Below are 24,622 nucleotides of genomic sequence, written 5' to 3' on the forward strand. Positions count from 1 at the left end.
AAGGTAGGCGGTGGATTAATAAAATTTTATATGAAACACATACAAAAAGTCTTAGCTTTTGTTTTATTTCTCGTGACCAGTTCTGTGGTTTTTTCTCAAGGAAAAGTAACTGGAACAGTAATCGACGGTGAGTTTAACGAGCCTATGGCCTTTGCTAATATTTTAGTAAAAGGGACCACTACAGGTGTCACTTCGGACTTTGACGGGAAATATGAACTCGAGTTAGAGGAAGGTACTTATACATTGGTCTTTTCTTTTGTTGGGTATGCTACTAAAGAAATATCAGACATAGTTATTAAGGATAATGAAGTCTTTACCCTGGATGTAGTTATGGAAACCAATTCTTTAGACACTGTTGTCATTACGACTTCTACTAGAAGAAATACAGAAAATGCCGTATTGAATATTCAAAAGAAGTCCGCCGTTGTTTTAGATGGCCTTTCGTCGCAGGCGATAAAAAGTACAGGTGCCAGTAATGTAGCTACAGCTGTAAAAAGTGTTCCCGGCGTATCTATTCAAGGGGATAAATATGTTTTTGTTCGTGGTCTGGGGGATCGTTATACTAAAACCACACTGAATGGCATGGATATTCCTGGATTAGACCCTGACCGAAATACCATTCAGATGGATTTATTTCCTACCAATATTATTGAAAATGTTATTGTATTAAAGTCAGCTGCGGCCGAATATCCTGCTGATTTTACTGGTGGTATTGTAGATATTGTTACGAAGGACTTTCCGTCAAAGGCCGAGTATTCCATTTCTTTGGGAAGTGGCTATAACCCTGATATGCACTTTAATGATCAATACCTTAGGTCTGAAGGGAGCGATACTGATTTTTGGGGTTATGACGATGGTACGAGAAATTTACCGATTAACCGATACCAACGTATCCCTGGAACATTCGACAATAAATTATTGCTGACCACACTAACAGGTCGATTCTTAAATGAACTTGCAGGCGAGCAAGCGACTAGTGGAATGAACTTTGATTTTGGTTTTACATTGGGGAATCAATATGATATCGATGATAATAAATTGGGTTATCAAGCATCCTTCTCTTACAAAAATGAAACAACGTTTTATGAAGACAGACAAGATGGTGCCTACGTAAAAAACAATGCGGATACATCAGATAATGACTTAAACTTTACTCTAGCTTCTAGTGGTTCTGAAGGTATCAACAATGTGATTCTTAATGGAATGTTAGGTTTAACCTATAAAACTGATAAAGCCAAGTATAAAGCGAATTTACTCCATATTCAAAATGGTGAATCGGCTGCTGGTTTCTTCAACCAGACCATTTCACAAGATGGTGTTGGAGGTGGCTTAGAGCCTTTAACTAAAAATTCCGTAACCTATACTGAGCGTTCTATCACTAGCGTATTGTTAACTGGTAAACATAGACTAAATAGCATTGCAGAGAATAATGCTTTTAATATGGAATGGAAAATAGCTCCAACCTTTTCTAAAGTAATGGATAAAGCGCATAGAATTACACCATTACAAAGAGCAGATAACGGTGAGTTTTTTGTGAGTCCATCTGCAGCTACTTTCCCTATTCAATTATGGAGAAACCTCATTGAAGAGAACTGGGCAGCTAAAATAGATTTTGACAAAACAGTAGAACTATTTGGCAGACCGGCAAAAATTAAGTTTGGTGGTGCCTTTACTTATAAATTCAGAGATTTTAGTACCGATGATTATACCTTTAATATTCAAGGTGAGGACTCTTTTATAGCTAGTGGCGATGTCAATCAATTATTAAATCCTGACAATATCTGGACTCCACAAACAGATAGTGGTACGTATTTAATTTCAATTGATACATTTAACCCTAATGATGCCTATGAAGGTGAACATCAAATAGCGGCAACCTATGCTTCTGCTGAATTTAACGTATCGGAAAAACTAAAATCCGTCTTAGGTTTAAGGATAGAATCTTTTAATTCTTATTACACAGGGCAGGACAATGAGACGGTGTTTGAGCGGGAAAACATTTTGGATGAATTGGATTTGTTCCCTTCAGCCAACCTTATCTATGCGGTTAATGACAAGTCAAATATAAGATCATCCTATTCTCGTACGACGGCACGTCCTTCGTTTAGAGAAGCTTCACTAGCTCAAATCTTTGATCCTATTACCAATCGGTTATTTTTGGGAACATTAGACTTGGTACCAACTTATGTCAACAATTTCGATATAAGGTATGAGTTCTTTGGTGGAAACGGCCAAACCTTTGCGATAAGTGGCTTTTATAAAGATTTTACAGATCCCATAGAACAGGTGTTCTTTCAACAAGCTCCAACACAGATTACCTATGGTAACCTTGGTAATGCAGAAGTATTTGGTGCAGAATTTGAGTTGAGACAACGTTTAGGATTCCTATCTGAAGGTTTAAACAATCTTAGGTTAATTACCAATGTTACTGTTACTGAATCTCGATTAACAATGGGTGATGACGAGTTTAGCAGTAGACAATTAGCAGCAAGGGATGGTGAAACCATTGACCGCGAAAGGGATATGCAAGGTCAGGCGCCCTATGTCATAAATGTTGGATTAGATTATAATAATTCTGATGTTGGATTGCAAACAGGTCTATTCTTTAATGTACAAGGTGAAACCTTAGAAGTTGTAGGTATTGGTTTAGTACCAGATGTATTTACACAACCTTTTAACAGTTTAAACTTTACCTTAAATAAGACGTTTGGAGCAAATGGACGTTCTGCCATTGACCTTAAAGTAAACAATATTTTAGGTGCCGAGCGATTAAGTGAGTATGTGTCTTTCGGAACAAGCAACGAGGTGTTTTCATTGAGACAACCAGGCACGGAGTTTTCATTAGGCTATACCTATAAATTCTAGGAACTTACTTAGAGAAAATCACGCGCGTTATTGAAATTAAAAAGGGCTCTCATATATGAGAGCCCTTTTAATATTATGTGGAGTACTTCTTGAACTTATTTGTTATTTAGGGCAACTTTTGTTTTGTTATCCCACTGGTTAACACTTACAATTTTAGAATCTATGTAGTCAACCTCCTTTAGTGAGTCACCTTGCCAAAAAAACCATTTACCCACCTTTTTACCATCATCGTAATTACCCATAGCCACTTTATTACCCTTAATATCATAACTCTTCCATTCACCATGCACCTTACCATTAACGTTAAACATTCCGGTTTGACTTACTTCTCCATTGTCATGATAATATGTTACATATGTCAAGTCCCCTTTCTTTTCTAATTTGGGTTCGTTACTATCTTGAGCATAAATAAAACTCACGCTTACCATTAATACAAGTATCATTAATCTTTTCATATCTATTGGGCTTTATTAATATTTACATTACAAACATAACATTTATTTTACATTTAAACAACTTTTAGGTAACATTAAATTAACATTAGGCTTGTAATACACTGATTATAAATAATTTAAATGTTACGCAATTATTTAACCTGAGACATGAATTGAAGCACTACCTTTATTTACTTGAAAAGTAAATATCTCTTTTTTTTCTTATGATTTAGAACATAACATTTTGGTAACATTGCGTTCAAATTAAAACAAGTAATTTGCGTACAATTATAGCTAAACTATTTCATGGAAAATCTTTATGTCTATATGCTAGCTGCATTAGCGTTCTTGGCCATTGCAGATTTAGTAGTTGGTGTAAGTAATGATGCCGTAAATTTTTTAAACTCTGCCATTGGCTCTAAAGCCGTTCCCTTTAAAACTATAATGGTCGTTGCTAGTATAGGCGTTGCTGTTGGTGCCTTGACCTCTAGTGGAATGATGGAAGTCGCTCGTAAAGGCATATTTAATCCAGGTGAATTTATGTTTAACGAAATCATGGTCATATTCATGGCGGTGATGCTCACGGATATTCTTCTTCTCGATTTCTTCAATACATTAGGCTTACCTACGTCTACCACGGTTTCTATTGTATTTGAATTATTAGGTGCTTCCGTTGCGGTAGCATTAATCAAAATTTACAGCGATCAAGGCCAATCGATCATTGATTTAGGCAAGTATATTAATAATGAAAAGGCGATCGAAATTATACTAGGTATACTACTATCCGTCGTTGTGGCTTTTACCATTGGCGCTATCATTCAATACATCTCGAGGCTTTTACTATCCTTCAACTTTAAAGAAAAGCCCACTTGGTACAGTGCTATATTTAGTGGATTTGCCATCACTTCCATAATGTATTTTATTATTGTGAAGGGTCTTAAAAACGCTGCATTTATGCCTCCTTCCGTTAAAGAGTTTTTGAGCGCAAATCCTTTTACTTTTGTTGGTATAAGCTTTTTAACATTTACTATCTTATCGTATTTGGCAATAAAATTGTTCAACGCCAAAATTTATACGCTTATCATCATTGTCGGTACTTTTGCTTTGGCTGTAGCTTTTGCCGGTAATGATTTAGTTAACTTTATTGGTGTTCCTATCGCCGCTTATAACTCCTATGAAGCTTGGTCGGCTAGTGGTGCCAATCCCTCAAACTATGTGATGACAGCCTTAGGCGAGCCTGTACAAACCGAACCTTATTTACTGCTTATTGCTGGTTTAATCATGGTCCTAACCCTTTGGTTCTCTAGTAAAGCAAAAGCTGTTGTAAAAACCTCTGTAGATTTATCGCGACAAGATGAAGGTACGGAACGTTTTGAGCCCAATTTCTTATCGAGAAATGTCGTAAGATTGACTATTGGCGTCAACGAGACCATAAACCGCATTCTTCCCGAATCCTTTAGGAATTGGTCCAACCGGCAATTTCAAGAACCTAATGTGATCATTAAAGGTAATGATAAGCCCGCCTTTGATTTAGTGAGGGCAGCCGTCAATTTAATGGTGGCTAGCGTTTTAATCTCTATTGCTACGTCTATGAAGCTCCCTTTATCAACCACTTATGTAACGTTTATGGTGGCCATGGGTACCTCTTTAGCAGATAGAGCCTGGGGTACCGAAAGTGCCGTTTATAGAGTTGCTGGTGTGCTCAATGTTATTGGGGGTTGGTTTTTCACAGCTTTTAGTGCATTTGTTGCCGCCGCATTTATGGCCTATGTCTTATATTATGGTGAGGGCTATGCCTTAGCTGGACTTTTGGTTTTAGCCATTGTTTTACTGATTAGAAGTTATTTATCGCATCGCAAGAGCACAAAAATAATGAAAGAGGAAGATCATCTCGAACGTGCCGAGAGCAGCTCGACGCAAGGCGTTATTCACGAAAGTGCTGCTAATATCGCCAATGTTGTAAAACGGGGCAATAGAATTTACACTTCAGCTATCAATGGTCTTGCCGTACAGGATCTAAAGCGCCTTAGAAAAAACAGACAACAAATCGAAAAATTATCGGACGAAATAGACGATTTAAAAGGTAATATTTTTTACTTCATCCGCAATCTCGAAGAGCCGAGTGTCGCTGCGAGTAATTTCTATATCAATATCTTGGGGCACTTACAAGATATGACACAATCTCTTGAGTACATATCAAAAGCTAGTCATAAGCACATTAATAACAATCACAAGAAATTAAAATTTAGTCAGGTCAAAGAGCTTAAAGATTTGGACACGAAACTCGAAACTTTGTTTGAAACCACTCAAATTGCTTTCGAAACGCGATCTTTTGAAATGATTGGGGCGGTCATTAAGGATAAAATCAAAATCTTTGATTTGGTAAAGGAAAAAATTCAAAGGCAGGTAGAGCGTACCAGAAGCGAGGAATCGAGTCCAAAAAATACAACGCTTTACTTTAGTTTGCTCTTAGAGACTAAAGACTTATTAACCGCTATGATGAACCTCTTAGAGGAATACTACCATTCCCACGATAGTTCGGTAGCCCCGGCACAACCTAGCTTAGAGCAACAACAATAGACAACAATCTCAGAAAAATCATTAATGCTTTAGAACTATTCTAAAGCATTTTTTTTGAATTTTTTAAAAAAATTTGCCATTCAACATCTAAAACATGCATTTGGTCGTATATGTAATTGTATAAAATAAACTAACCTAAAACGTAAACATGAAAAAAATTTCAATCCTACTAGCAATGACCATCGTATTGAGTTCATGTGTTTCGAAAAAGAAATATATGGCCTTAGAACAAGAAAATGGTGAGATTAAAAGCCAACTGACCAAAACTCAGGTAGAAAAGGAAGACCTAGAAAACAAATTCGCAAAAATTCAAGAACGCGTTGATCGCTACAATCAAAAAATCAACTCCCTAAATGAGGATGTTGAAGGTCTTAAAATAGAAAACGACATTAAATTAGATGTTAATGCAGACGGCACCCTAATGTCTAATGAAAGTAAACGCAGGATGTTAGCAACCTTAGAAAAGGTCGATGCTACAAAGTTAGCTGAAGCCAAGACTTTAAAAGATTCTATGAATTTAGCCGTTCAGTACAATCTTGAAAAAAGTTTGGAAACTACAGATCTTAATGAGGACGAAGATATCGCTGTAAATATTAACGAAACGGTTGTTATGATTTCGATTTCAGATAAGATGTTATTTAACACTGGAAGTTATAGAATTAGTAGTAAAGCTAATACGATCTTACAAAAGTTGGCAGATGTCATCAATTCTGAAGAAAGTATAGATGTCATGGTCGAAGGCCACACCGATTCTAGAAGTATCAATACCGAAAAGATTAAAGATAACTGGGACTTAAGTGTATTAAGAGCGACCTCTGTGGTCAGAAAATTACAGAACAAATACAATGTAGATCCGGCAAAATTAATTGCTTCTGGCCGTAGCAGCTATCAACCTTTAGTAGAAAACAACACTAGAGAAAATCGTTCTAAAAACAGAAGAACACGCATTATTTTAATGCCCAACATAGATAAGTTTTTTGCCCTAATGGAGGCAAACTAATTGATCCATTATTTTTATAGAGGTGAAAAAAAGCACTCTCCCGTATAATTGGGCATTGAGTGCTTTTTGTTTTTTAGATTTGTGTAAAATCTAAAACTATGAGATCCTTCTTCGTCCTTACCTTATGGTGCTTCTCTTTTTTATGCACGGCTCAAAACATCTCGGCCAAACAACTATTGAACAATTCTATTACTTACCACGATCCTGCCGGTAAATGGGAGTATTTTAATGGTTCATTCACTGTAGAAATGACCACGCCCAGTGCCGCTCTGCGACGAAGTAACATTACCATAGACTTAAAAAGCGAATATTTCAATGTAGATGCCAAAAGGGACACTGTTATTACAACTTATACGGTGGACAAAGGGACATGCAAAATGGCCCATAATGGTAAGCTATTAGATAGTTTACAGGCCAAGACAAAAAACATGTCTTGTGATAGAGCCACACTTTATAAAAATTATTACACTTACCTATATGGTTTACCTATGAAGTTGAAGGATCCTGGTGCCAATCTTAGTGAAACCGTTGAAAAGAAATCCTTTAAAGGCAAAGATTATTTGGTTTTAAAAGTCACCTATGACAAAGCTGTAGGTAGTGATGTGTGGTATTTTTACTTTAATCCAAATACTTATGCTATGGAAGTCTATCAGTTTTTTAAAACGGATGAAAACGGTAATGAAAAATTAGATTCGGGCGAATACATTTTACTTACAGAAGAGGCCATCGTTCAGGGGATTAAAATGCCAAAAGTACGCGCTTGGTATTATAATAAGGATGATAAGTATTTAGGAACGGATACTTTGATTAAAGAATAAACAGTTATGAAATTTACCAACGATGAATTTACTGAGATAGCCTTCATTTTTGAAGACTATAATGGTGCATCGCATGGTGATTTTGAAAAACGCATTGTCAAAGAGTCTAAGCTAACAAAATATTCTATTGAGGAGTTAAAGTCTGACATCATTAAAGGTTTAAATTCAAATCTCTATTTAGAAGATTCCGAAAGGGTAAATGCGTATTGGGCTCTATCAAAGCTAAATGATAAAGCACTTATCCCAGTATTGAGAAAGTGGCTCAAAAATGAACTAAAAAGTAGTAATTATATCCCTGTTTTTCAAATTCTAGTAGCTTTGGACAAATTAGAAGAACCTGCTTTTGGTCAAGATCGCAGTAGTAGATATTACGATGACATGGAGCTAAATATGCGCGATGCTAAAAATTACCTAGGTTATATAAAATAAAAAAGCCAACTCTTTTGAGTTGGCTTTTAATAACACTTAATTTAATCTAAGAACCGCACATTAAGCAATCATCGCCTTCGCTTTCTTTAGCTTGTGCAATTAATGCTTTCATCTCCTCGGCTGTCATCGGTTCTACCTCAGTAGTTTCTTGGGCAAACTTCGCTGCTGTTTTTGCCGCTTTTGCCTTTTGTTTAGCTACTACTGTTTCTTCAGTTACCTGTACAGCTTCTGCTACTGGTTCTTCTTTCTTTTTGTTGGTTAATGTAAACTTAATGGCATCAACCGCACTCTTGGTTCGCAAGTAGTACATTCCCGTTTTTAGGCCACTCTTCCATGCATAGAAGTGCATGGAGGTTAATTTGGCCATAGTCGCTCCTTCCATAAACAAGTTAAGCGACTGGGATTGATCTATAAAGTAGCCTCTTTGACGAGACATATCTATAATATCCTTCATACTTAGTTCCCAAACCGTTTTATAAAGTTCTTTGATATCATCTGGAATAACATCAATATGCTGTACCGAACCATTGGCTCTCATAATATCTTGCTTTACGGCTTCGTTCCAAAGTCCTAATTCTACCAAGTCCTCGAGTAAGTGCTTGTTTACGACAATGAATTCCCCAGACAATACACGTCTTGTATAAATGTTAGACGTATACGGCTCAAAACATTCATTGTTTCCTAAGATTTGAGAAGTCGATGCTGTAGGCATTGGTGCTACCAATAATGAGTTACGCACGCCGTTCTTAGCAACTTGCTTACGCAATTTATCCCAATCCCAACGACCACTTAATTCTTCGTCCTTGATATTCCAAAGGTTGTGCTGGAATTCTCCTTTACTCATTGGTGAGCCTTCATAAGTCTCATATGCCCCATCGATTTTGGCTTCTTCCATAGATGCGGTTACCGCAGCGTAATACAGCGTTTCGAAAATATCTTGGTTGAGCGCTTTGGCCTCATCACTTGTAAACGGCATACGCAATTTAATGAACGTATCTGCCAAACCTTGCACTCCTAAACCAATAGGACGATGGCGCATATTAGAATTTCTAGCCTCTGGAACCGGATAGTAGTTTCTATCAATGACACGGTTTAGGTTTTTGGTAACGCGTTTTGTAATTCTAAATAATTCTTTATGGTCAAACTCGCCATTCTTTACGAACATTGGTAAAGCGATAGACGCCAAATTACAAACAGCTACCTCATCTGGCGATGTGTATTCTAAAATCTCAGTACATAAGTTAGACGACTTAATCGTCCCTAGGTTCTTCTGATTAGATTTACGGTTAGCTGCATCTTTATACAACATGTAAGGTGTTCCCGTTTCTATTTGAGATTCTAATATTTTCTCCCAAAGTTCTCTAGCCTTAATCGTCTTGCGGCCTTTTCCTTCTGCTTCGTACTTAGTATATAAAGCTTCAAATTCTTCACTATGTGTATCTGCTAATCCCGGACACTCGTTAGGACACATTAAGGTCCAATCCCCATCTTCCTGTACGCGCTTCATGAATAAATCTGAAATCCACATCGCATAGAATAAGTCTCTTGCTCGCATCTCTTCTTTACCATGATTCTTTTTGAGATCTAAGAAATCAAAAATATCAGCATGCCACGTTTCTAAATAGATGGCAAAACTACCTTTACGCTTTCCTCCTCCTTGATCTACATAACGCGCTGTATCATTATACACACGAAGCATTGGTACAATACCATTCGAAGTTCCATTGGTCCCAGCGATGTAACTTCCTGTTGCTCTAATGTTATGGATCGATAGACCTATACCTCCAGCAGATTGCGAAATTTTTGCGGTTTGCTTTAAGGTATCGTAAATACCATCGATACTATCTTCTTTCATCGTTAATAAGAAACAAGACGACATCTGAGGTTTTGGAGTCCCAGAATTAAACAATGTAGGTGTAGCGTGTGTAAAGTATTTTTTAGACATCAACTCATAGGTCTCCAGAGCAGCATCCAAATCATTTAAATGAATACCTACGGAAACACGCATTAACATATGTTGTGGACGTTCGGCAATCTTACCATTTAATTTTAGCAGGTAAGAACGCTCTAAGGTTTTAAACCCAAAATAATCATAGCCAAAATCGCGATTATAGATGATGGCAGAATCTAACTTGTCTTTATGTTCCTTGATGACGTTGTAAACATCATCCGATAAGAGCGGTGCTTTTTTACCGGTACGAGGATTGATATAGGTGTATAAATCTTCCATCACCTCACTGAAAGATTTCTTGGTATTCTTGTGTAAGTTAGAGACCGAAATACGTGCAGCCAGTTTCGCATAATCTGGGTGACTGGTCGTCATAGTTGCCGCAATTTCGGCTGCTAGATTATCCAATTCGCTAGTCGTTACGCCATCATACAAGCCTTCAATAACGCGCATGGCTACCTTTACAGGATCGACTAATTCGTTTAACCCATAACACAGTTTTCTCACTCTGGCAGTGATTTTGTCGAACATCATTGGTTCTTTCCGACCGTCTCTTTTTACAACATACATATACAATAGTTTTTAGATTTCCCTGAACACAGCCATTCAGAAAAATGATAGTTAGTTATGGTGAGCCCCATTAAACATGCAACCCACTTAGTTAGATTAATTAATTTATTCTTTTGGACTATTTCCGTTAAAAACAGAAACAGAATTGGCATTGAATCTTTAGTCTTTTAGGAAGACCCCATTCAATTAATTAAAAGTCAGCGTCGAAAGAAAACTTATCCTTCTCCTCTTCTTTATTAAGCACTCCTGCTTTTTGATATTCCGATACACGCTTCTCAAAGAAATTGGTTTTTCCTTGAAGCGAAATCATATCCATAAAATCAAATGGATTTGATGCATTGTATTCTTTTTCGCAACCCAACTCGACCAACAATCTATCCGTTACAAACTCTAAATATTGCGTCATGAGTTTAGCATTCATACCGATAAGGCTCACTGGCAATGACTCTGTAATGAATTCTCTTTCGATAGTTAGCGCATCAACAATAATTTCTCTGATGCGCTCTTTTGGCACCTTATTAATCAAGTGCTTGTTGTGTAAGTGTACCGCAAAATCACAGTGTACACCTTCATCTCTAGAGATTAATTCGTTAGAGAAGGTCAATCCTGGCATTAATCCTCTTTTCTTTAACCAAAATATTGAACAAAATGCCCCAGAAAAGAAAATTCCCTCAACAGCGGCAAAAGCGATTAAACGCTCTGCAAAGCTTGGCGATTCAATCCACTTTAAAGCCCAATCGGCTTTCTTCTTGATGGCAGGAAAGTTTTCAATAGCCTTAAAAAGTGTATCTTTTTCGGCTTCATCCTTAACATAAGTATCGATTAACAACGAGTAGGTTTCACTATGGATATTCTCCATCATAATTTGGAATCCGTAGAAAAATTTAGCTTCGCTATACTGTACCTCGTTAACGAAGTTTTCTGCTAAATTTTCATTTACAATTCCATCACTTGCGGCAAAAAAGGCTAATATATGTTTTATAAAATAACGTTCATCGTCATTTAATTTTGTCGTCCAATCGGTTAAGTCTTGATGCAGATCAATTTCTTCAGCGGTCCAAAAACTAGCTTCAGATTTTTTATACCATTCCCAAATATCATGATGTTGAATAGGAAATATTACAAATCTATCTTTATTTTCAGCTAAAATTGGCTCTACTGCTTGCGACATGGTTGACTACTTTTTTTGAGGATTAATTTTGAAATTTTTTGTTCTGGTTTGGGACTGACAAAGATTTAAAAATGTATAAGAAAATGAAAGACAATCTTATAAACATTGTCAACAAGTTTTTAACAAACTTCGGCACGGCCTACAAAGTCTAGAAAAGACAAATTATCAATTTAAATAACTGATAATCAGTTATTTAATAAATAATAAATTCATGATTTTTTTGTAGGTTTTATCGTATTAAATCAGAGGCTAGTAGGCGTATTTATTGAAGGTTTTCATTTTCGTTTTAAGCAAAAAAAAGAATGCTTATACAGCACTCTTTTTTTCATAATAACTAACTAAGTAATGAAAAAGCAACACTTAAAATTGCTTATAACAAAATTAAAACTGAAAATAAAAGTCAAGATTTGGCAATCCTGACTTTTGTTGATTAATAGCATTTAACTGTCTTAAGAACAAACCCTCATTTACTCTTAATATTGGTCAGTTTTATTTATTCAAATATCAAAATAAATATACTTGGAGCCTTAGACTATTGTATAATTGGTAAAAAAAAGTGTATGGATGGGTGGCATAAATCTAAAGGATTAAATTTTAACACATTATACATAAAATGCGACACGATATACATAAACATATTAAGGAAACCCTTTATATGTATATCTTTATAGGGTAGAAATTATAATGATGTTAAAAGCCGTAATTGTTGATGATGAGCCAAAAGCTATTCAAAGCTTAATTTGGGAACTGGGGAACTTCAAGGATGAAATCGAAATTATGCAATCCTTTACAAGCCCTGAAGACGCTTTGAAGTACTTGGCCTTAAACACACCTGATTGTCTGTTCTTAGATATACAGATGCCTACCATAGGTGGGTTTCAGTTTTTAGAACAATTAGACGATATCAATTTTGCAGTAGTAATTACAACAGCATACGATGAGTATGCTATAAAAGCATTGAAACACGACGCTATAGATTATCTATTAAAGCCTATAGACTCTGATGATTTAAGAGACACCCTTAGTAAAGTAAAAAAGCATAGTAATCGGCAGTTCAGCATTTCTAAACTGGAAAACATGTTATTGAATTTTAATTCGAAATTCGATAAAAAACGTATCACCATTAATACGGATGGGAAACTTCTGTTTTTAGATGTGGATGATATTATCTATGTGGCCTCAGATGGTAACTACAGCACCCTATTCCTTAAAGACGAAAAGAAAATAGTGGTGACCAAAAAGTTAAAAGAGGTCGATGCCATTTTACCTGAGCACTATTTTTTTAGAATACACAACTCTTATATTATTAACCTTGGTAAAATAAAGGCTTTTATAAAAAATGAAGGTTATGTCGTTATGGACAGTAATCATAAAATTCCTGTGGCAAGACAACGTAAATCCGATTTTCTCGAAAAGCTATAATCTTAAAATTGAGCCTTAAATTACCATATCACTTTTTTGTTCTTCTACTATCCTTACTAGTAATCCAAATTAGCAATGCCCAGAATTTAGAGGCGTTTAACAGTGCCATAGATTATTTAAGTAAAAGCAAGCCCACTGCTTACTCTAGTATTGACTCTTTACTAAAACCTTTTGAAAGGGATAGCTTAAAAATGAAGCTGTTTTTAGAAGCTTCAAAGTTAAATTCCTATAACGAAGGGGCTAGCTATGCCTTAAATGCCCTTGGTGTCATTAATAGGAATATTTCTAACTACAATAAATCCATAGCGCTTCATAAAGACGCAAATTCTTATGCCGATAAAGCTAACAGTAACGAACTGAGAATTGTTAGTTTAAATATGATAGGTGTCGCTTATCGAAGAATGGATGTTATTAAATCTGCTTTGGATTACCACACCCAAGCTTTAAAAATAGCCTATGAAGTTAATAATCCCTCACCAACAGTGAGTTATAATATTGCTGTTTCTCAAAACAGTATTGGAAATATTTATTTGGCGCTTAAACAATATGACATTGCTATAATTCAATTTCAAAAATCATTAAAGATTGAAGAAAAAGCGGACAATAAGCTAGGCTTGGCCATTAACTACCATAACATCGGTTATGCCGAAGAGGGAAAGGGTAATTTGGATGTGGCCTTGGCCAATTATGAAAAGTCCTTGTTTTACAATGAAGCTATTAATTCTGATATCGGACGCATGATTTGTTTTAATAGTATCGGGGGTATTTATTTAAAAAAAGAAGATTACGATAAGGCCGAACCTATCATTAGAGACGCTCTTAAAAAGGCATTAGCCCTAAAAGATCAGTTTTACATTGCATCATCATACATTAGCCTTGGGCAGCTAGAAATTGAATTAAATCAAATCCCCGAAGCTGAAACGAAGCTTAGGAAAGGGTTGGAAGTATCGCAAACGTATAACCTTAAATCCGCAGAAGCTTCCTCCAGTAGATTACTTTCCGAAATCTTTCAGAAGAAAGGGAATTATAAGGCCGCTTTAGATTACTATCAAAACGCTGTTGATATTGAAAACACCATATTAACCGAACAAAATCTACAATATGTTAATGATATTGTTATTCAGTATGAAAACGAAAACAAAAACAACCAGATTAAGGCCTTAGCTTCAGAAAATGAAAAAGTGAGACAACGCTTAGAACGTAACAAAAACGTTTTTTGGTATTCTATGCTCGTGTTAGTTTTAATCGTAACGGTGATGTTTATTATTAGTAGAACCCGAACCCTAAAACAAGACAAACAAATTCTAACCTTAGAACAAGATATGCTGCGCAGTCAGATGAATCCGCACTTTATCTTCAATTCATTGAATTCTATTAAGCTTTATATCATAAATAATGAAAAGGAAAACGCTGTGTATTATCTCAATAAGTTTTCAAAACTCATTCGTAAGATTCTCATTGCCTCTAAAGAGAAGGAGACGTCACTCCAGGATGAATTAGAGACCATGCGGCTCTATATGAACATAGAAAATATAAGGTTTGATAACGAAATAGATTTTAAAATCAATGTTGACGATTCCATAAATACAGAAGTGACTAAAGTACCTTCCTTAATACTCCAGCCTTTTTTAGAAAATGCGCTTTGGCATGGCTTATCTTCTAAAACGGACGACAAAAGAATTGACCTTAATGTTTTTAAAAATACATCCGATTATATCACTGTAGAGATCATTGATAATGGCATAGGCAGAATTGCATCAAAGAAAATTAGAGACAATAAAAAGCTGAAACGTAAATCTGTCGGTATTGATATTACAAAAGCACGTTTGGCCAACTTCTCTAAGGCTTTTGACAACTCTTACACCCTTAATATTGACGATCTATACGAGAAGAACACCCCTAGCGGAACACGCGTTACGCTTAATATTCCTGTTTAGTATTTAGTTTCCGAGTTTATGTTCTGCTACCTTTTCTAATTCCGCATACCAATCTTCTCCAAACTTTCTTATGAGTGCCTCCTTGACAAACTTGTAAACAGGTACTTGCAACTCTTTTCCTAATGAGCAAGCAGGATCACAGATGTCCCATTTCTCATAGTTGACACCCGAAAATTCTGAATAGTCCTTAACACGTATAGGATATAAGTGGCAGGATAAAGGCTTTTTCCAATCGATTTCCCCTTGATTATAGGCCTCTTCAATGCCACAAAGTGCCGTATTGTTCTTATCAAAAATAACATAGGCACATTCGGCTCCATTGACCAATGGCGTCTCTAGATCTCCAAATACCGTTTTTACCGACGTCCCTTGGGCCTCAATAACCTCAATCCCTTCTTTTCTTAGGAAAGGTTTTACTTTGGGATAGATCTCATCGAGAATTTTTACTTCATCGTCATCTAAAGGTGCACCCGCATCACCATCGACACAACATGCCCCTTTGCAAGCGGATAAATTACAGACAAAATCCTTCTCTATAATATCTTCTGAAACTATGGTTTTTCCCAGTTGAAACATACCGCAAAAATAGTTAAACTTTACTGTAATTTAATATTGTAAATCGGTAATTAAATTGCACCTTTGCGGCGAATTTTAAGCCCATAATGGGCATTTGGCAAATTTAACTTAAAAACCTTAGTTAAATACCCTAATTTTAAAGTGTAATGACTTAAAGCATAAGACCATGCAACTTAATTTTAAAGAAATATTTACAGCATTTATGGTGTTATTTGCCGTCATAGACATTATTGGCAATATACCTATCATAATCGATTTGCGTAAAAAAGTTGGGCATATTCAAAGTGAAAAAGCCTCCTTAATTGCGGGTATTATTATGATTGCATTTTTATTCCTCGGAAAGAGCATGCTCTCATTAATCGGTATCGATGTCAACTCGTTTGCGGTTGCTGGTGCATTTGTATTATTTTTTATCGCATTGGAAATGATTCTTGGCATCACCTTATACAAAGACAATGGTGACGATGCCATTACAGCTTCAGTATTCCCCTTGGCATTTCCACTTATTGCCGGCCCCGGTAGTTTAACAACGCTATTATCCTTACGTGCCGAGTTTAGAATAGAGAACATTATTGTAGCTGTGATTTGTAATGTGATTTTTATTTATCTCGTACTCAAAACCTCAGCAAGAATTGAACGTGCCATAGGAAAAAACGGAATTAATATTATAAGAAAAGTTTTTGGTGTAATTTTGTTAGCCATAGCCGTAAAATTATTTGCTCATAATATCAAGGCTTTATTCGTTTAACACCTGTTCTTATGAAAATATTTACTTTAATTCTAACGATAATCGCTATCGGCCTTATCATTTTTAACGCCACAAAATTGAATTTTGAAGCTTTATTTGAAGGTGAAAGCTACACAGCTATTCTCACGATTATAGCAGCTTTATGCGCTATTATTTTACTGCAGATTCTTAGAATTTCTAAAAAAATAGAAACCCTTAGCAAAAAACGGAAATGACATTCGACGCTCTCATTATTGGTGGTGGAGCTGCTGGATTATCTTGTGCCTTGGTCTTGGGTTCTGCAAAGGACAAAGCTTTTGCAAAAGATAAGCGAATAGGGATTATAGCACACCAAAAGACATCACACTTGCAGAACGCCTTATTTAATAATGTCCTTGGCTTACAACCAGGAACTTTGGGGAAAGACATTTTGGAAAGCGGAAAGCAACAGTTGAGCGATTTATATCCTCATGTGGTTCAAGTTGAAAAAGAAAAAGTCAAATCCATAGAAAAGCAAGCTGAAGGCTTCAAGGTTATTACCAATAAAAACGACTATCATTCTAAGATTGTTGTAATCGCTGTGGGCTATACCAGTCTTATGACCATTAAAGGATTAGAACCTTATATAGAAGCTCATCCTAGAGCCGTCATTGAAAAAGACAGAATCTGGCTAAAAAACACGGGGCACTTAATAGAAGAGGATCTCTATGTGGCAGGTACTCTGGCGGGCTGGAGAAGTCAGTTCTCTATGGCCAGTGGTAGCGGATCGCATGTGGCTACCGACATCCTTACCCTTTGGAATGGCGGTAAACACACCAAAGTGCACGATAAGATTACTGTTTAAAATTAGGGTATTCTGTACTGAGCAATATTACTTCTTGCACCATGACATCTTCTTTATTGAGAATCTCCTCAAAAGCGTTATCGTCGAATAACTGTCTGGCTAAAGTGGCCTTTATCAAGCGTCTAATTTCATCATTATAGGCCACAAAGGTAATGTTAGTGCCTTCGCGCCGATTCACATAATCTTGAAAGCGCACCACAATATCATCGCTGACTTCAAAGTTGTTGATAAAGTCATATTTGGTGACATGTTCATAGGCTTTTCTGTCTTTGTCTAGCTCTTCAAAAACAAAATAGCCAAAGTGCCCTCTTCGTCTCAAATAATTGATGGTTTCATTATCAAAGGATTGATCAACGGGTACAAAAATATCTGGAATGATACCACCACCGCCATAAACCACCTTCCCTTTAGGTGTAACAAATTTTAGAGAGTCATCGACTTTAATATTATCTTCATCAGCCAGTTCACCAGTTCTTAAACGTTTAAAATAATCATTATAATACGACCGATTATCCCCATTGGTATAAGGCCTTTGAATGGATCTTCCAGTTGGTGTATAATATCTAGATACGGTTAGCCTAACGGCACTACCGTCACCTAAAGCCATTTCGCGCTGCACCAGACCCTTACCATAAGATCGTCTCCCAACAATAATACCTTTGTCATTATCCTGAAGGGCCCCTGCAATAACCTCACTCGCAGACGCAGAATTTTCGTTAATTAAAATATAGAGTTCTCCATTTTCAAAATCCCCACGCTTTGTGGCATAGGTGCGTTCTTCTCTTCCTTTTTTATCTCTAGTGAATAAAATGAGCTTATCGTCTTCTAAAAATTCATCGGCAATCTGCTCTGCGATGCCCAAGAATCCGCCAGGATTATCCCGCAAATCCAGCGCTAACTTCGTCGCGCCCTGATCTTGCAGTTCGTCTAAGGCCGATTTAAACTCTTTAAAACTGGACTCGGCAAAGCGATTCATTTTAATATAACCTAATTCATCAGTCAACATGTAGGCCGCATCAACACTTTTAATGGGAATATCTTTTCGCTTTATATCGAACTCTAGAATTTTATCTTCACTTTTTCTATACACCGTAAGCTTAACCCTTGTGTTTTTATCACCCTTTAGTCTTTTTGAAATGTAGTCGCTCGTTATCTGGGGGCCATGAATAACAGCACCATCGGCCTTTAGGATACGATCTCCGCCTAGAATCCCCGCACGTTCACTTGGTCCACCTTCCGTAGGCTTTATTACAGCTATGGTATCTTTATAGGGGTAATAATTAATCCCAATACCCACAAAATCGCCTTTCATGTTTTCCGTAATACGTTCCAAATCTTCCTTAGGGATATATGTGGAATGGGGATCGAGATTATCCAAAATACCATTGACCGTAACATCGACGATACTATCGGTATTGACTTCATCGACATATTCATAATCAATATAATCGATTAAGCGGTTAAGCTTGTCCTTTTTACTGTTCGTTGTAAATAAACGGTCTGATGTATCCGTAAAATTGAGTTTTCCACCAATAACAACTCCTGCTGCTATGGCAACACCGATAATTAGGGGTATGTATTTATTTTTTGTAGCCATTAGGCTTCTAAATCTTCAATATGTTTTAATTCTACTCCGGCCTTTTCTAAAAATTCAAGACCTGAACAGTCTTTGTAGGCCTGAGAATACACTACTCTAACGATACCTGCCTGATGAATTAGTTTACTGCAATCCGTACAAGGCGACAAGGTAACATACAAAGTGGCACCTTCACAAGATTGTGTTGAGGCTGCCACTTTTGAAATAGCATTAGCTTCGGCATGCAGCACATACCATTTGGTATAGCCTTCTTCATCCTCACAACAGTTTTCAAAACCTGTTGGTGTACCATTGTAACCATCTGAAATAATCATACGATCTTTCACTATAATGGCGCCCACCTGTTTACGCTTGCAATGCGACAGTTTTGCCCATTCGTGCGCCATACGAAGATAAGCTTTATCGTATCGTAACTGTTTAGTCTCTGACATTTATCTTATTTATGGCACAAACGTACGATGTTATTAACGAATATAAAAGGATAGAATTGTAATAGCAATTTACTAGTCGTTAAAGTTTTACCAATTAGGAAGCGTTTAACAAATCGCTACCCGTAATCATTGGTATCACTAAACCAATAACAATGGCCGAAAGTACCATTACCCAATCGCGACGTGAAAATCTAAAAATGGTCTGAAATAAAAAGCCTAAAAACAGAACAACAAAAACGATAATAACCTGTGCAATCTCAATTCCTAAGGCAAATTCTATAAGAAGTTCTATCTTGTTTTCAGACGTACCGGCAAACATTTTAAATTCCCTAGCAAATCCGAGACCGTGAATAAGTCCAAAAGCTAAGGTTGTAAAAAAGAGTAATCCAATTTTGTTGGTCTCTTTTTTCCCCGCCGTAAAGACATTATATATGGCTGCTATCAAAATAGTAACCGGAATTAAAAATTCTACCAATTTACCATTAACCGAAACAATATCATAAGCCGCTAAAACCAAAGATAGCGTATGCCCCAAGGTAAACATGGACACCAATAGAAGTACACGCTTCCAATCTTTAAATACATAGGGTACGGCTAAAACCATTAAGAACAGAACATGGTCGTAGCCATTAGGGTCAAGTACATGATTAATGCCGTATTTAACATTAAACCAAAAATTTTCTAACATAATTAATTTGTTTGGGATGTTGGGATGACCAAAGTTACGATTTAAATTGCTAATAATAAGTTAAAGATGGCCTTGGTTTCTGGTGGAACAAGCAGGGAATATACTCAAGCTGATTTCATAAGCTCAAATGCCAAATAAAACTTTTTTTTATTTCAGAAAATTACTACGTTTATCGTATTGAACTAAAGTTAACAGACTAAGATGAGCAAGTTTAGGATTCGGTCAAAATAGCACAATATTCATCCTAAAAAAGCTATCATAAATTGTTTAAAAAACGGGAAAAGAATACCTTAGAACACATAAAAACTATAAAAGTCCACAAGGTCTGTAATGGATAGCACCCTAAAATAATTGAATAAAGCCATGAAAATTTATAAAGTCCTTACCCTCTTAAACAGTATTTGTATTTTAAGCGGCTTGGTGTTTTATGTTTATACGACTAATGACCAGCAAAGCGCCATTGTCTATGTTAATGATGCCAAGTTATATAATGCGTTTGATATGACAAAAGAAGCTAAGGCACAGATCAACAATACCTTAAAATCAGCATCCTTTGAAATTGATAGTCTGGTCTCGACTTATCAAGGCTTAAAGGATAAGACCTCTGAAGAGGCAAAGCTAATGCAGAATCAAATTATGATAAAAAACAGAGCCTTACAAGAGCGTCAGGATAGCTATTTTCAGTCCTCGAACGCGCAAATCACACAACGTTTACAAGATTACTTAAAGGCCTATGCCATTAAAAAGAACTATCGTATGGTCATTGGCTCTAATGTCTTATATAGCGATAGGCTAATGGACAAAACTGATGAGGCTTTGCTTTTTATCAATCAGAAATACCATGGATTAAATCCTTAAAACAAGACCCATGAACAACAACTACTTATATCTTCTAGTATTCGTCTTTTGCACCCAACTCAATTTTGCTCAAGTCACCACAATAGTTGATAATCTCAATGCTATTGAAAGTACTCGAACACACATTCATGATGATATTATTATCTGGATGAAGAAGATAAAAATATGGTCTTTAGAATGATTGATAAAATACTTACTACTAAAACATTCAAAGAGTTCTTTGATAAAATGTAGCTTCGCTCTAAAATATCAAAAAAGCTACCGTTGCCGATAGCTATATTTTCTACTTTTTATCACAACTAATCTGACCCACTATTTATTAATTGATTGTCAATAAATTCAACAGATGACTTTATATAGTGTCTCAAAATGCTTAAATCTTTAGTTGATAACTTAAGTATTGGATTATCCCAATCATCTTCTTTTATAAGGTATAAAATAAAAACTCCCTTGAGGTTTTTCGTACTACCATACCATCCTATGTCAAGGGTGATAGAAATATCTTCGTATATAGAATAGAACATATCTTCATATAAATCATCCAATTGATCCTTCAAGGGTTTATCAAAAGAAATAAAATTATCTTTTATTCGTGAAGCTTTATCAAAATTAAAATAATTGCTTAACATAAGTGTAAATTAACCGTCAGTATCATCTACTGCTTTAGTATATTTTTCATAATCTCTTTTTGTAATCGGTGATGCATGAACTTCTTTAGTACTTGGTGTCATCTCGACTCTCATATATTTGGTTTCCTTACCAGCCGCAGCTCCAACAACGTCACTAGACTCATAAACTTTCCATGGTTTCCCATTATTTACAGCAGTGCCGTTATCCCATGCTTCCTTGATTAGATCATCCTGACTAATATCCCTTCTAAATTTCGAAGGTCCACTTTTAGTCCCCTTAACTATGTCATTCCAAGCTTTGTTTTTTGCAGCTGTGTGTTTTAAATATTGCACTATTTTCAAGTCCTTTGCAGGTGTTTTTAATGCTGCAAGTATAGCAGGATTTCTCATTAGAAAAACAGGAGCGTTTAATCCACCTACTTTAGCTGGCGTAAACATAGCAGCGACCACTACTATATCTCCAACAATCCCTAAAAATTCTTTGAAATCACTGTCTTTAGGAACAATATATGGTCTTGATTCTGTAAGAATAGATTCTCCAGTTGCAGGATCAATTGCATAACCCCACTTTATAACCATTGATGGATTGTCAGGTAAAAAACCAAAATCTTTTATCTGTTTCGCGGCAATTCTAGCATAGATTTCTGCTCCCATGGTATTGGGTGTACCAGGTGCACTCATGTGCATAAGACCTAAAGTCATTAAGTTTTTAATGGAAAATCCTATTTCCTGAAAAGTGGCTACAGTTGCAACAGCCATATCTTCAGCAGTTGGCCCATTTTCTAAATCTACTTCCAAACCTTCTAATTCAACACCGTCAACAACTCTATTTTCACTAAAGGCATAAGGTGAGTTCCATGGATATGATTTCTCTAACGGATCAGTAGCAAAAAACCTACCCACTCTAGGATCATGCATCCTATACTTATAATTTATAGAATTCCCTTCCCCCTTAACCTCATCATCTTTCTCCTGGCCCTGGAAGCCGTAACGGTAGCCATCCACGGCGCTGTGGCGTTTTGGCAGGAGCATTCCAAAGGAAGCCTAATCAAATCTTGCTCAAGGCATTTTATTTAAAAGAACATAAGCATTTAAAAATACTCAAAAAACAACCACTTTTTACATTTTTACATGATTTTTCAATGCCAAAAACAGACTATTTTCACCCTTAAAAATACACTTTATTTGATAAATAATTTCAACCTTTTTTATGCGCTTTTCTAAAAAGAAAAGCCGCCCGTTTAAGTGGTTTTCGCTTTTTATTGTTGCATATGCATAATTTAAAGTTTAATACTAAACCAAATAGCGATATTATAGGTTGCTTGCTTAATAAGAAATACCACGGCAATATGACCTAATCTCTTGATTACATTACTTTTATTTTGAATAATTGTAAGAAAAAGAGACTAGTCCTTATACTTTTTTATTAAGTTTACAGAGAATGGTTTGAAACAAATGTGTTAACGGATAATCCAAAATAATAACCCAAACTATGACCAAAAACTACTTATATCTTCTAGTATTCGTCTTTTGTGCCCAATTTACTTATGCCCAAGTCACTACAATAGTTGATAATCTCAACGCTTCAGAAGGTCCCCGAATATTAATCCACAATGACATTTTATATTACAGTCTGGATACCGAAATCTTATATTTCAATATTAACGAGGCCGATCCCAACCCAGTACTCCTAATCGATAACCTTAACAATCCAGCCGGTATGGCGATTAAAGACGGATTTCTGTATGTAGCGCGTTTTGGAACCGGGGATATTATTAAATTAGATTTGAGCCTTCCCAATCCCAGCCCAATTGAGCTTACCTTTTTTGGCCAAACCCCAAATATATTAGAGTTTGAGGGGGATGACCTCTATTATTCCGACAATAACGGCGATAGGATATATAGATACGATACTACTAGTGGCTCTTCTTCAGCAGAAAACTTTTTGAATACCACTCCTACAGGACCGATTGGTTTGGCTATAAAGGATGATTTTATCTACTTTAATCTTCCACTTCAGGACACCGTCTTTAAATTAGGATTAGATGATCCACAGGGCACTCCTATTGAAGTGGTTTCAGGACTAAATCACCCCTTGGGTATGGTATTTAAAGGGAACGATTTGTATGTTGCCAATAGAGACGATAACAGCGTTGTAAAACACAATATTACGGACAATATACCCATCGTTGAGTCAGTTGTTTCTAATATAAGTCTGCCCTTGGACATTGCTTTTGCTGGTGAGGTTTTATATATGATAAATACTGATGAAATCTCCAAGATTGATTTATCACTTAGTATAGATGAGCAAAGACTCAATAATCTTAAGCTTTATCCCAATCCAGTAAACAACTATCTCAAAGTGGCTAATATGTCCCGCGATCTCGAGTATAATATAAGCGATATCAATGGCAGACATTTACAAGAAGGAGAGCTTACCCGTAATGGACAAATAGATACAACGGCCCTTGCATCGGGCACTTATTTCATTTCCTTTTTTGGTGAAACCATTGAAACTAGGAAATTTTTTAAGCAGTAGTCAATAAACAAAAAGAAACCTTTACGCCCTTACAAAAGTTCTTTTTTGTTTCCTTTTGCCACGCGATAGAATCGTGCGGCAGCTAGGGAAAGATGGTTTTAGTATTTATTAATAATTTTACAGTACTTGGAAATATTCAAGTACTAGGAATTTCGAAGATGATCATACAGTTTTGGAAATTTAAGCAGTTCTAACTTAGGGGGAAGCTTGCACTGCCTAACAGGTAACTTATTAATATTTAAATCAACTCATTATTTAATGATACCCTTATTCATTTCGATTGCAATAGTTATAGCTTTTGCTAGTCAAGCAAAAAAGAATAATAAAAATCCCATTAAATGGGGTTTTATTGGGTTGCTTTCGTTTTGGGTTATCACCATAATACCTATCTATATTTTTATTGAGTTTATTATTGTAAATCCAAATAATACTTCAGGTATTATTCTCATCAATATCGTAATTTTTACATTTTTTATCTTTGGGGTGATAATATGCAATAAAATTTACAAGCATTTAAAAAAGACGTAATCCTTTTATTCTCAAAATTGTTATAACCTAA

Annotated in this window: 22 protein-coding genes; 13 read left to right on the forward strand and 9 right to left on the reverse strand. The window is 36.0% G+C overall.

Annotation, left to right across the window (positions count from 1 at the left end; translation table 11 throughout):
* Window positions 1-30 precede the first annotated feature (30 nt).
* Window positions 31-2,865, forward strand: coding sequence for a TonB-dependent receptor domain-containing protein (locus ACO052_RS01370; RefSeq protein ID WP_422106221.1), 2,835 nt, complete (start codon window positions 31-33; stop codon window positions 2,863-2,865).
* 95 nt (window positions 2,866-2,960) lie between these two features.
* Here ACO052_RS01370 and ACO052_RS01375 read toward each other — a convergent pair whose 3' ends face one another.
* Complete coding sequence (locus tag ACO052_RS01375) at window positions 2,961-3,320, reverse strand: toxin-antitoxin system YwqK family antitoxin (protein ID WP_422106222.1); 360 nt, start codon at window positions 3,318-3,320, stop codon at window positions 2,961-2,963.
* 285 nt (window positions 3,321-3,605) lie between these two features.
* Here ACO052_RS01375 and ACO052_RS01380 point away from each other — a divergent pair, with 285 nt between their 5' ends.
* The 4 genes from ACO052_RS01380 (at window position 3,606) to ACO052_RS01395 (ending at window position 8,126) form a co-directional block, all read left to right on the forward strand.
* Window positions 3,606-5,879: an inorganic phosphate transporter gene (locus ACO052_RS01380; protein ID WP_422106223.1), complete on the forward strand. Its 2,274-nt coding sequence runs from the start codon at window positions 3,606-3,608 to the stop codon at window positions 5,877-5,879.
* A 148-nt stretch (window positions 5,880-6,027) separates the two neighbouring features.
* Window positions 6,028-6,879, forward strand: a complete 852-nt coding sequence (locus tag ACO052_RS01385; protein ID WP_422106224.1) for an OmpA/MotB family protein — start codon at window positions 6,028-6,030, stop codon at window positions 6,877-6,879.
* 98 nt (window positions 6,880-6,977) lie between these two features.
* Window positions 6,978-7,697, forward strand: a complete 720-nt coding sequence (locus ACO052_RS01390) for a DUF6503 family protein (RefSeq protein WP_422106225.1) — start codon at window positions 6,978-6,980, stop codon at window positions 7,695-7,697.
* A 6-nt stretch (window positions 7,698-7,703) separates the two neighbouring features.
* Window positions 7,704-8,126: a hypothetical protein gene (locus ACO052_RS01395; protein WP_422106226.1), complete on the forward strand. Its 423-nt coding sequence runs from the start codon at window positions 7,704-7,706 to the stop codon at window positions 8,124-8,126.
* 46 nt (window positions 8,127-8,172) lie between these two features.
* Here ACO052_RS01395 and ACO052_RS01400 read toward each other — a convergent pair whose 3' ends face one another.
* Window positions 8,173-10,644 (reverse strand): ribonucleoside-diphosphate reductase subunit alpha, encoded by a 2,472-nt coding sequence (locus tag ACO052_RS01400; RefSeq protein ID WP_422106227.1) that lies wholly within the window; start codon window positions 10,642-10,644, stop codon window positions 8,173-8,175.
* Between the two features lie 190 nt (window positions 10,645-10,834).
* Window positions 10,835-11,815, reverse strand: a complete 981-nt coding sequence (locus tag ACO052_RS01405) for a ribonucleotide-diphosphate reductase subunit beta (protein ID WP_422106228.1) — start codon at window positions 11,813-11,815, stop codon at window positions 10,835-10,837.
* Between the two features lie 687 nt (window positions 11,816-12,502).
* On the opposite strand from ACO052_RS01405, the gene ACO052_RS01410 reads away from it, so the two are divergent.
* Window positions 12,503-13,237, forward strand: coding sequence for a LytR/AlgR family response regulator transcription factor (locus ACO052_RS01410; RefSeq protein ID WP_422108027.1), 735 nt, complete (start codon window positions 12,503-12,505; stop codon window positions 13,235-13,237).
* An 8-nt stretch (window positions 13,238-13,245) separates the two neighbouring features.
* Entirely contained in the window at window positions 13,246-15,174 is a 1,929-nt protein-coding gene (locus ACO052_RS01415) for a tetratricopeptide repeat-containing sensor histidine kinase (RefSeq protein WP_422106229.1), read from the forward strand.
* A 3-nt stretch (window positions 15,175-15,177) separates the two neighbouring features.
* Here the strand turns inward: ACO052_RS01415 and ACO052_RS01420 are convergent, their stop codons facing one another.
* Window positions 15,178-15,750, reverse strand: coding sequence for a DUF3109 family protein (locus ACO052_RS01420; RefSeq protein ID WP_422106230.1), 573 nt, complete (start codon window positions 15,748-15,750; stop codon window positions 15,178-15,180).
* A gap of 166 nt (window positions 15,751-15,916) precedes the next feature.
* Between ACO052_RS01420 and ACO052_RS01425 the strand changes: the two genes are divergently transcribed.
* From ACO052_RS01425 to ACO052_RS01435, 3 genes are read left to right on the forward strand one after another with little or no spacing between them, the layout of a single operon-like run.
* The gene (locus ACO052_RS01425) at window positions 15,917-16,498 is read left to right on the forward strand and encodes a MarC family protein (protein WP_422106231.1); all 582 of its coding nucleotides are present in this window, start codon (window positions 15,917-15,919) and stop codon (window positions 16,496-16,498) included.
* Between the two features lie 11 nt (window positions 16,499-16,509).
* On the forward strand, window positions 16,510-16,713 hold the full coding sequence (locus ACO052_RS01430; protein ID WP_422106232.1) for a hypothetical protein: 204 nt from the start codon (window positions 16,510-16,512) through the stop codon (window positions 16,711-16,713).
* Window positions 16,710-17,321, forward strand: coding sequence for an NAD(P)-binding domain-containing protein (locus tag ACO052_RS01435; protein WP_422106233.1), 612 nt, complete (start codon window positions 16,710-16,712; stop codon window positions 17,319-17,321). The genes ACO052_RS01430 and ACO052_RS01435 overlap by 4 nt, the downstream gene beginning before the upstream one ends.
* Here ACO052_RS01435 and ACO052_RS01440 read toward each other — a convergent pair.
* From ACO052_RS01440 to ACO052_RS01450, 3 genes are all read right to left on the reverse strand, one after another.
* The gene (locus ACO052_RS01440; RefSeq protein WP_422106234.1) at window positions 17,311-18,918 is read right to left on the reverse strand and encodes a S41 family peptidase; all 1,608 of its coding nucleotides are present in this window, start codon (window positions 18,916-18,918) and stop codon (window positions 17,311-17,313) included. The genes ACO052_RS01435 and ACO052_RS01440 overlap by 11 nt on opposite strands.
* Window positions 18,918-19,349, reverse strand: coding sequence for a deoxycytidylate deaminase (locus ACO052_RS01445; protein WP_422106236.1), 432 nt, complete (start codon window positions 19,347-19,349; stop codon window positions 18,918-18,920). The genes ACO052_RS01440 and ACO052_RS01445 overlap by 1 nt, the downstream gene beginning before the upstream one ends.
* A gap of 94 nt (window positions 19,350-19,443) precedes the next feature.
* Entirely contained in the window at window positions 19,444-20,037 is a 594-nt protein-coding gene (locus ACO052_RS01450) for a HupE/UreJ family protein (protein WP_422106237.1), read from the reverse strand.
* Between the two features lie 363 nt (window positions 20,038-20,400).
* Here ACO052_RS01450 and ACO052_RS01455 point away from each other — a divergent pair, with 363 nt between their 5' ends.
* Together ACO052_RS01455 and ACO052_RS01460 are read left to right on the forward strand one after the other, a co-directional pair.
* A complete protein-coding gene (locus ACO052_RS01455) occupies window positions 20,401-20,895 on the forward strand; it encodes an OmpH family outer membrane protein (protein WP_422106238.1) in 495 nt (164 codons plus the stop codon).
* A 10-nt stretch (window positions 20,896-20,905) separates the two neighbouring features.
* Window positions 20,906-21,076 carry a hypothetical protein gene (locus tag ACO052_RS01460; protein ID WP_422106239.1) on the forward strand — a complete coding sequence of 57 codons (171 nt, stop codon included), beginning with the start codon at window positions 20,906-20,908 and terminating at the stop codon, window positions 21,074-21,076.
* A gap of 118 nt (window positions 21,077-21,194) precedes the next feature.
* Here the strand turns inward: ACO052_RS01460 and ACO052_RS01465 are convergent, their stop codons facing one another.
* Window positions 21,195-21,524 carry a hypothetical protein gene (locus ACO052_RS01465; RefSeq protein ID WP_422106240.1) on the reverse strand — a complete coding sequence of 110 codons (330 nt, stop codon included), beginning with the start codon at window positions 21,522-21,524 and terminating at the stop codon, window positions 21,195-21,197.
* Window positions 21,525-21,533: 9 nt separating this feature from the next.
* Entirely contained in the window at window positions 21,534-22,556 is a 1,023-nt protein-coding gene (locus tag ACO052_RS01470; RefSeq protein ID WP_422106241.1) for an RHS repeat-associated core domain-containing protein, read from the reverse strand.
* 460 nt (window positions 22,557-23,016) lie between these two features.
* Here ACO052_RS01470 and ACO052_RS01475 point away from each other — a divergent pair, with 460 nt between their 5' ends.
* Window positions 23,017-24,063 (forward strand): T9SS type A sorting domain-containing protein, encoded by a 1,047-nt coding sequence (locus ACO052_RS01475; RefSeq protein ID WP_422106242.1) that lies wholly within the window; start codon window positions 23,017-23,019, stop codon window positions 24,061-24,063.
* The last annotated feature ends 559 nt before the right edge of the window (window positions 24,064-24,622 follow it).

Origin of the sequence: Winogradskyella sp. (assembly GCF_965228925.1) — a bacterium.
Taxonomy (GTDB): domain Bacteria; phylum Bacteroidota; class Bacteroidia; order Flavobacteriales; family Flavobacteriaceae; genus Winogradskyella.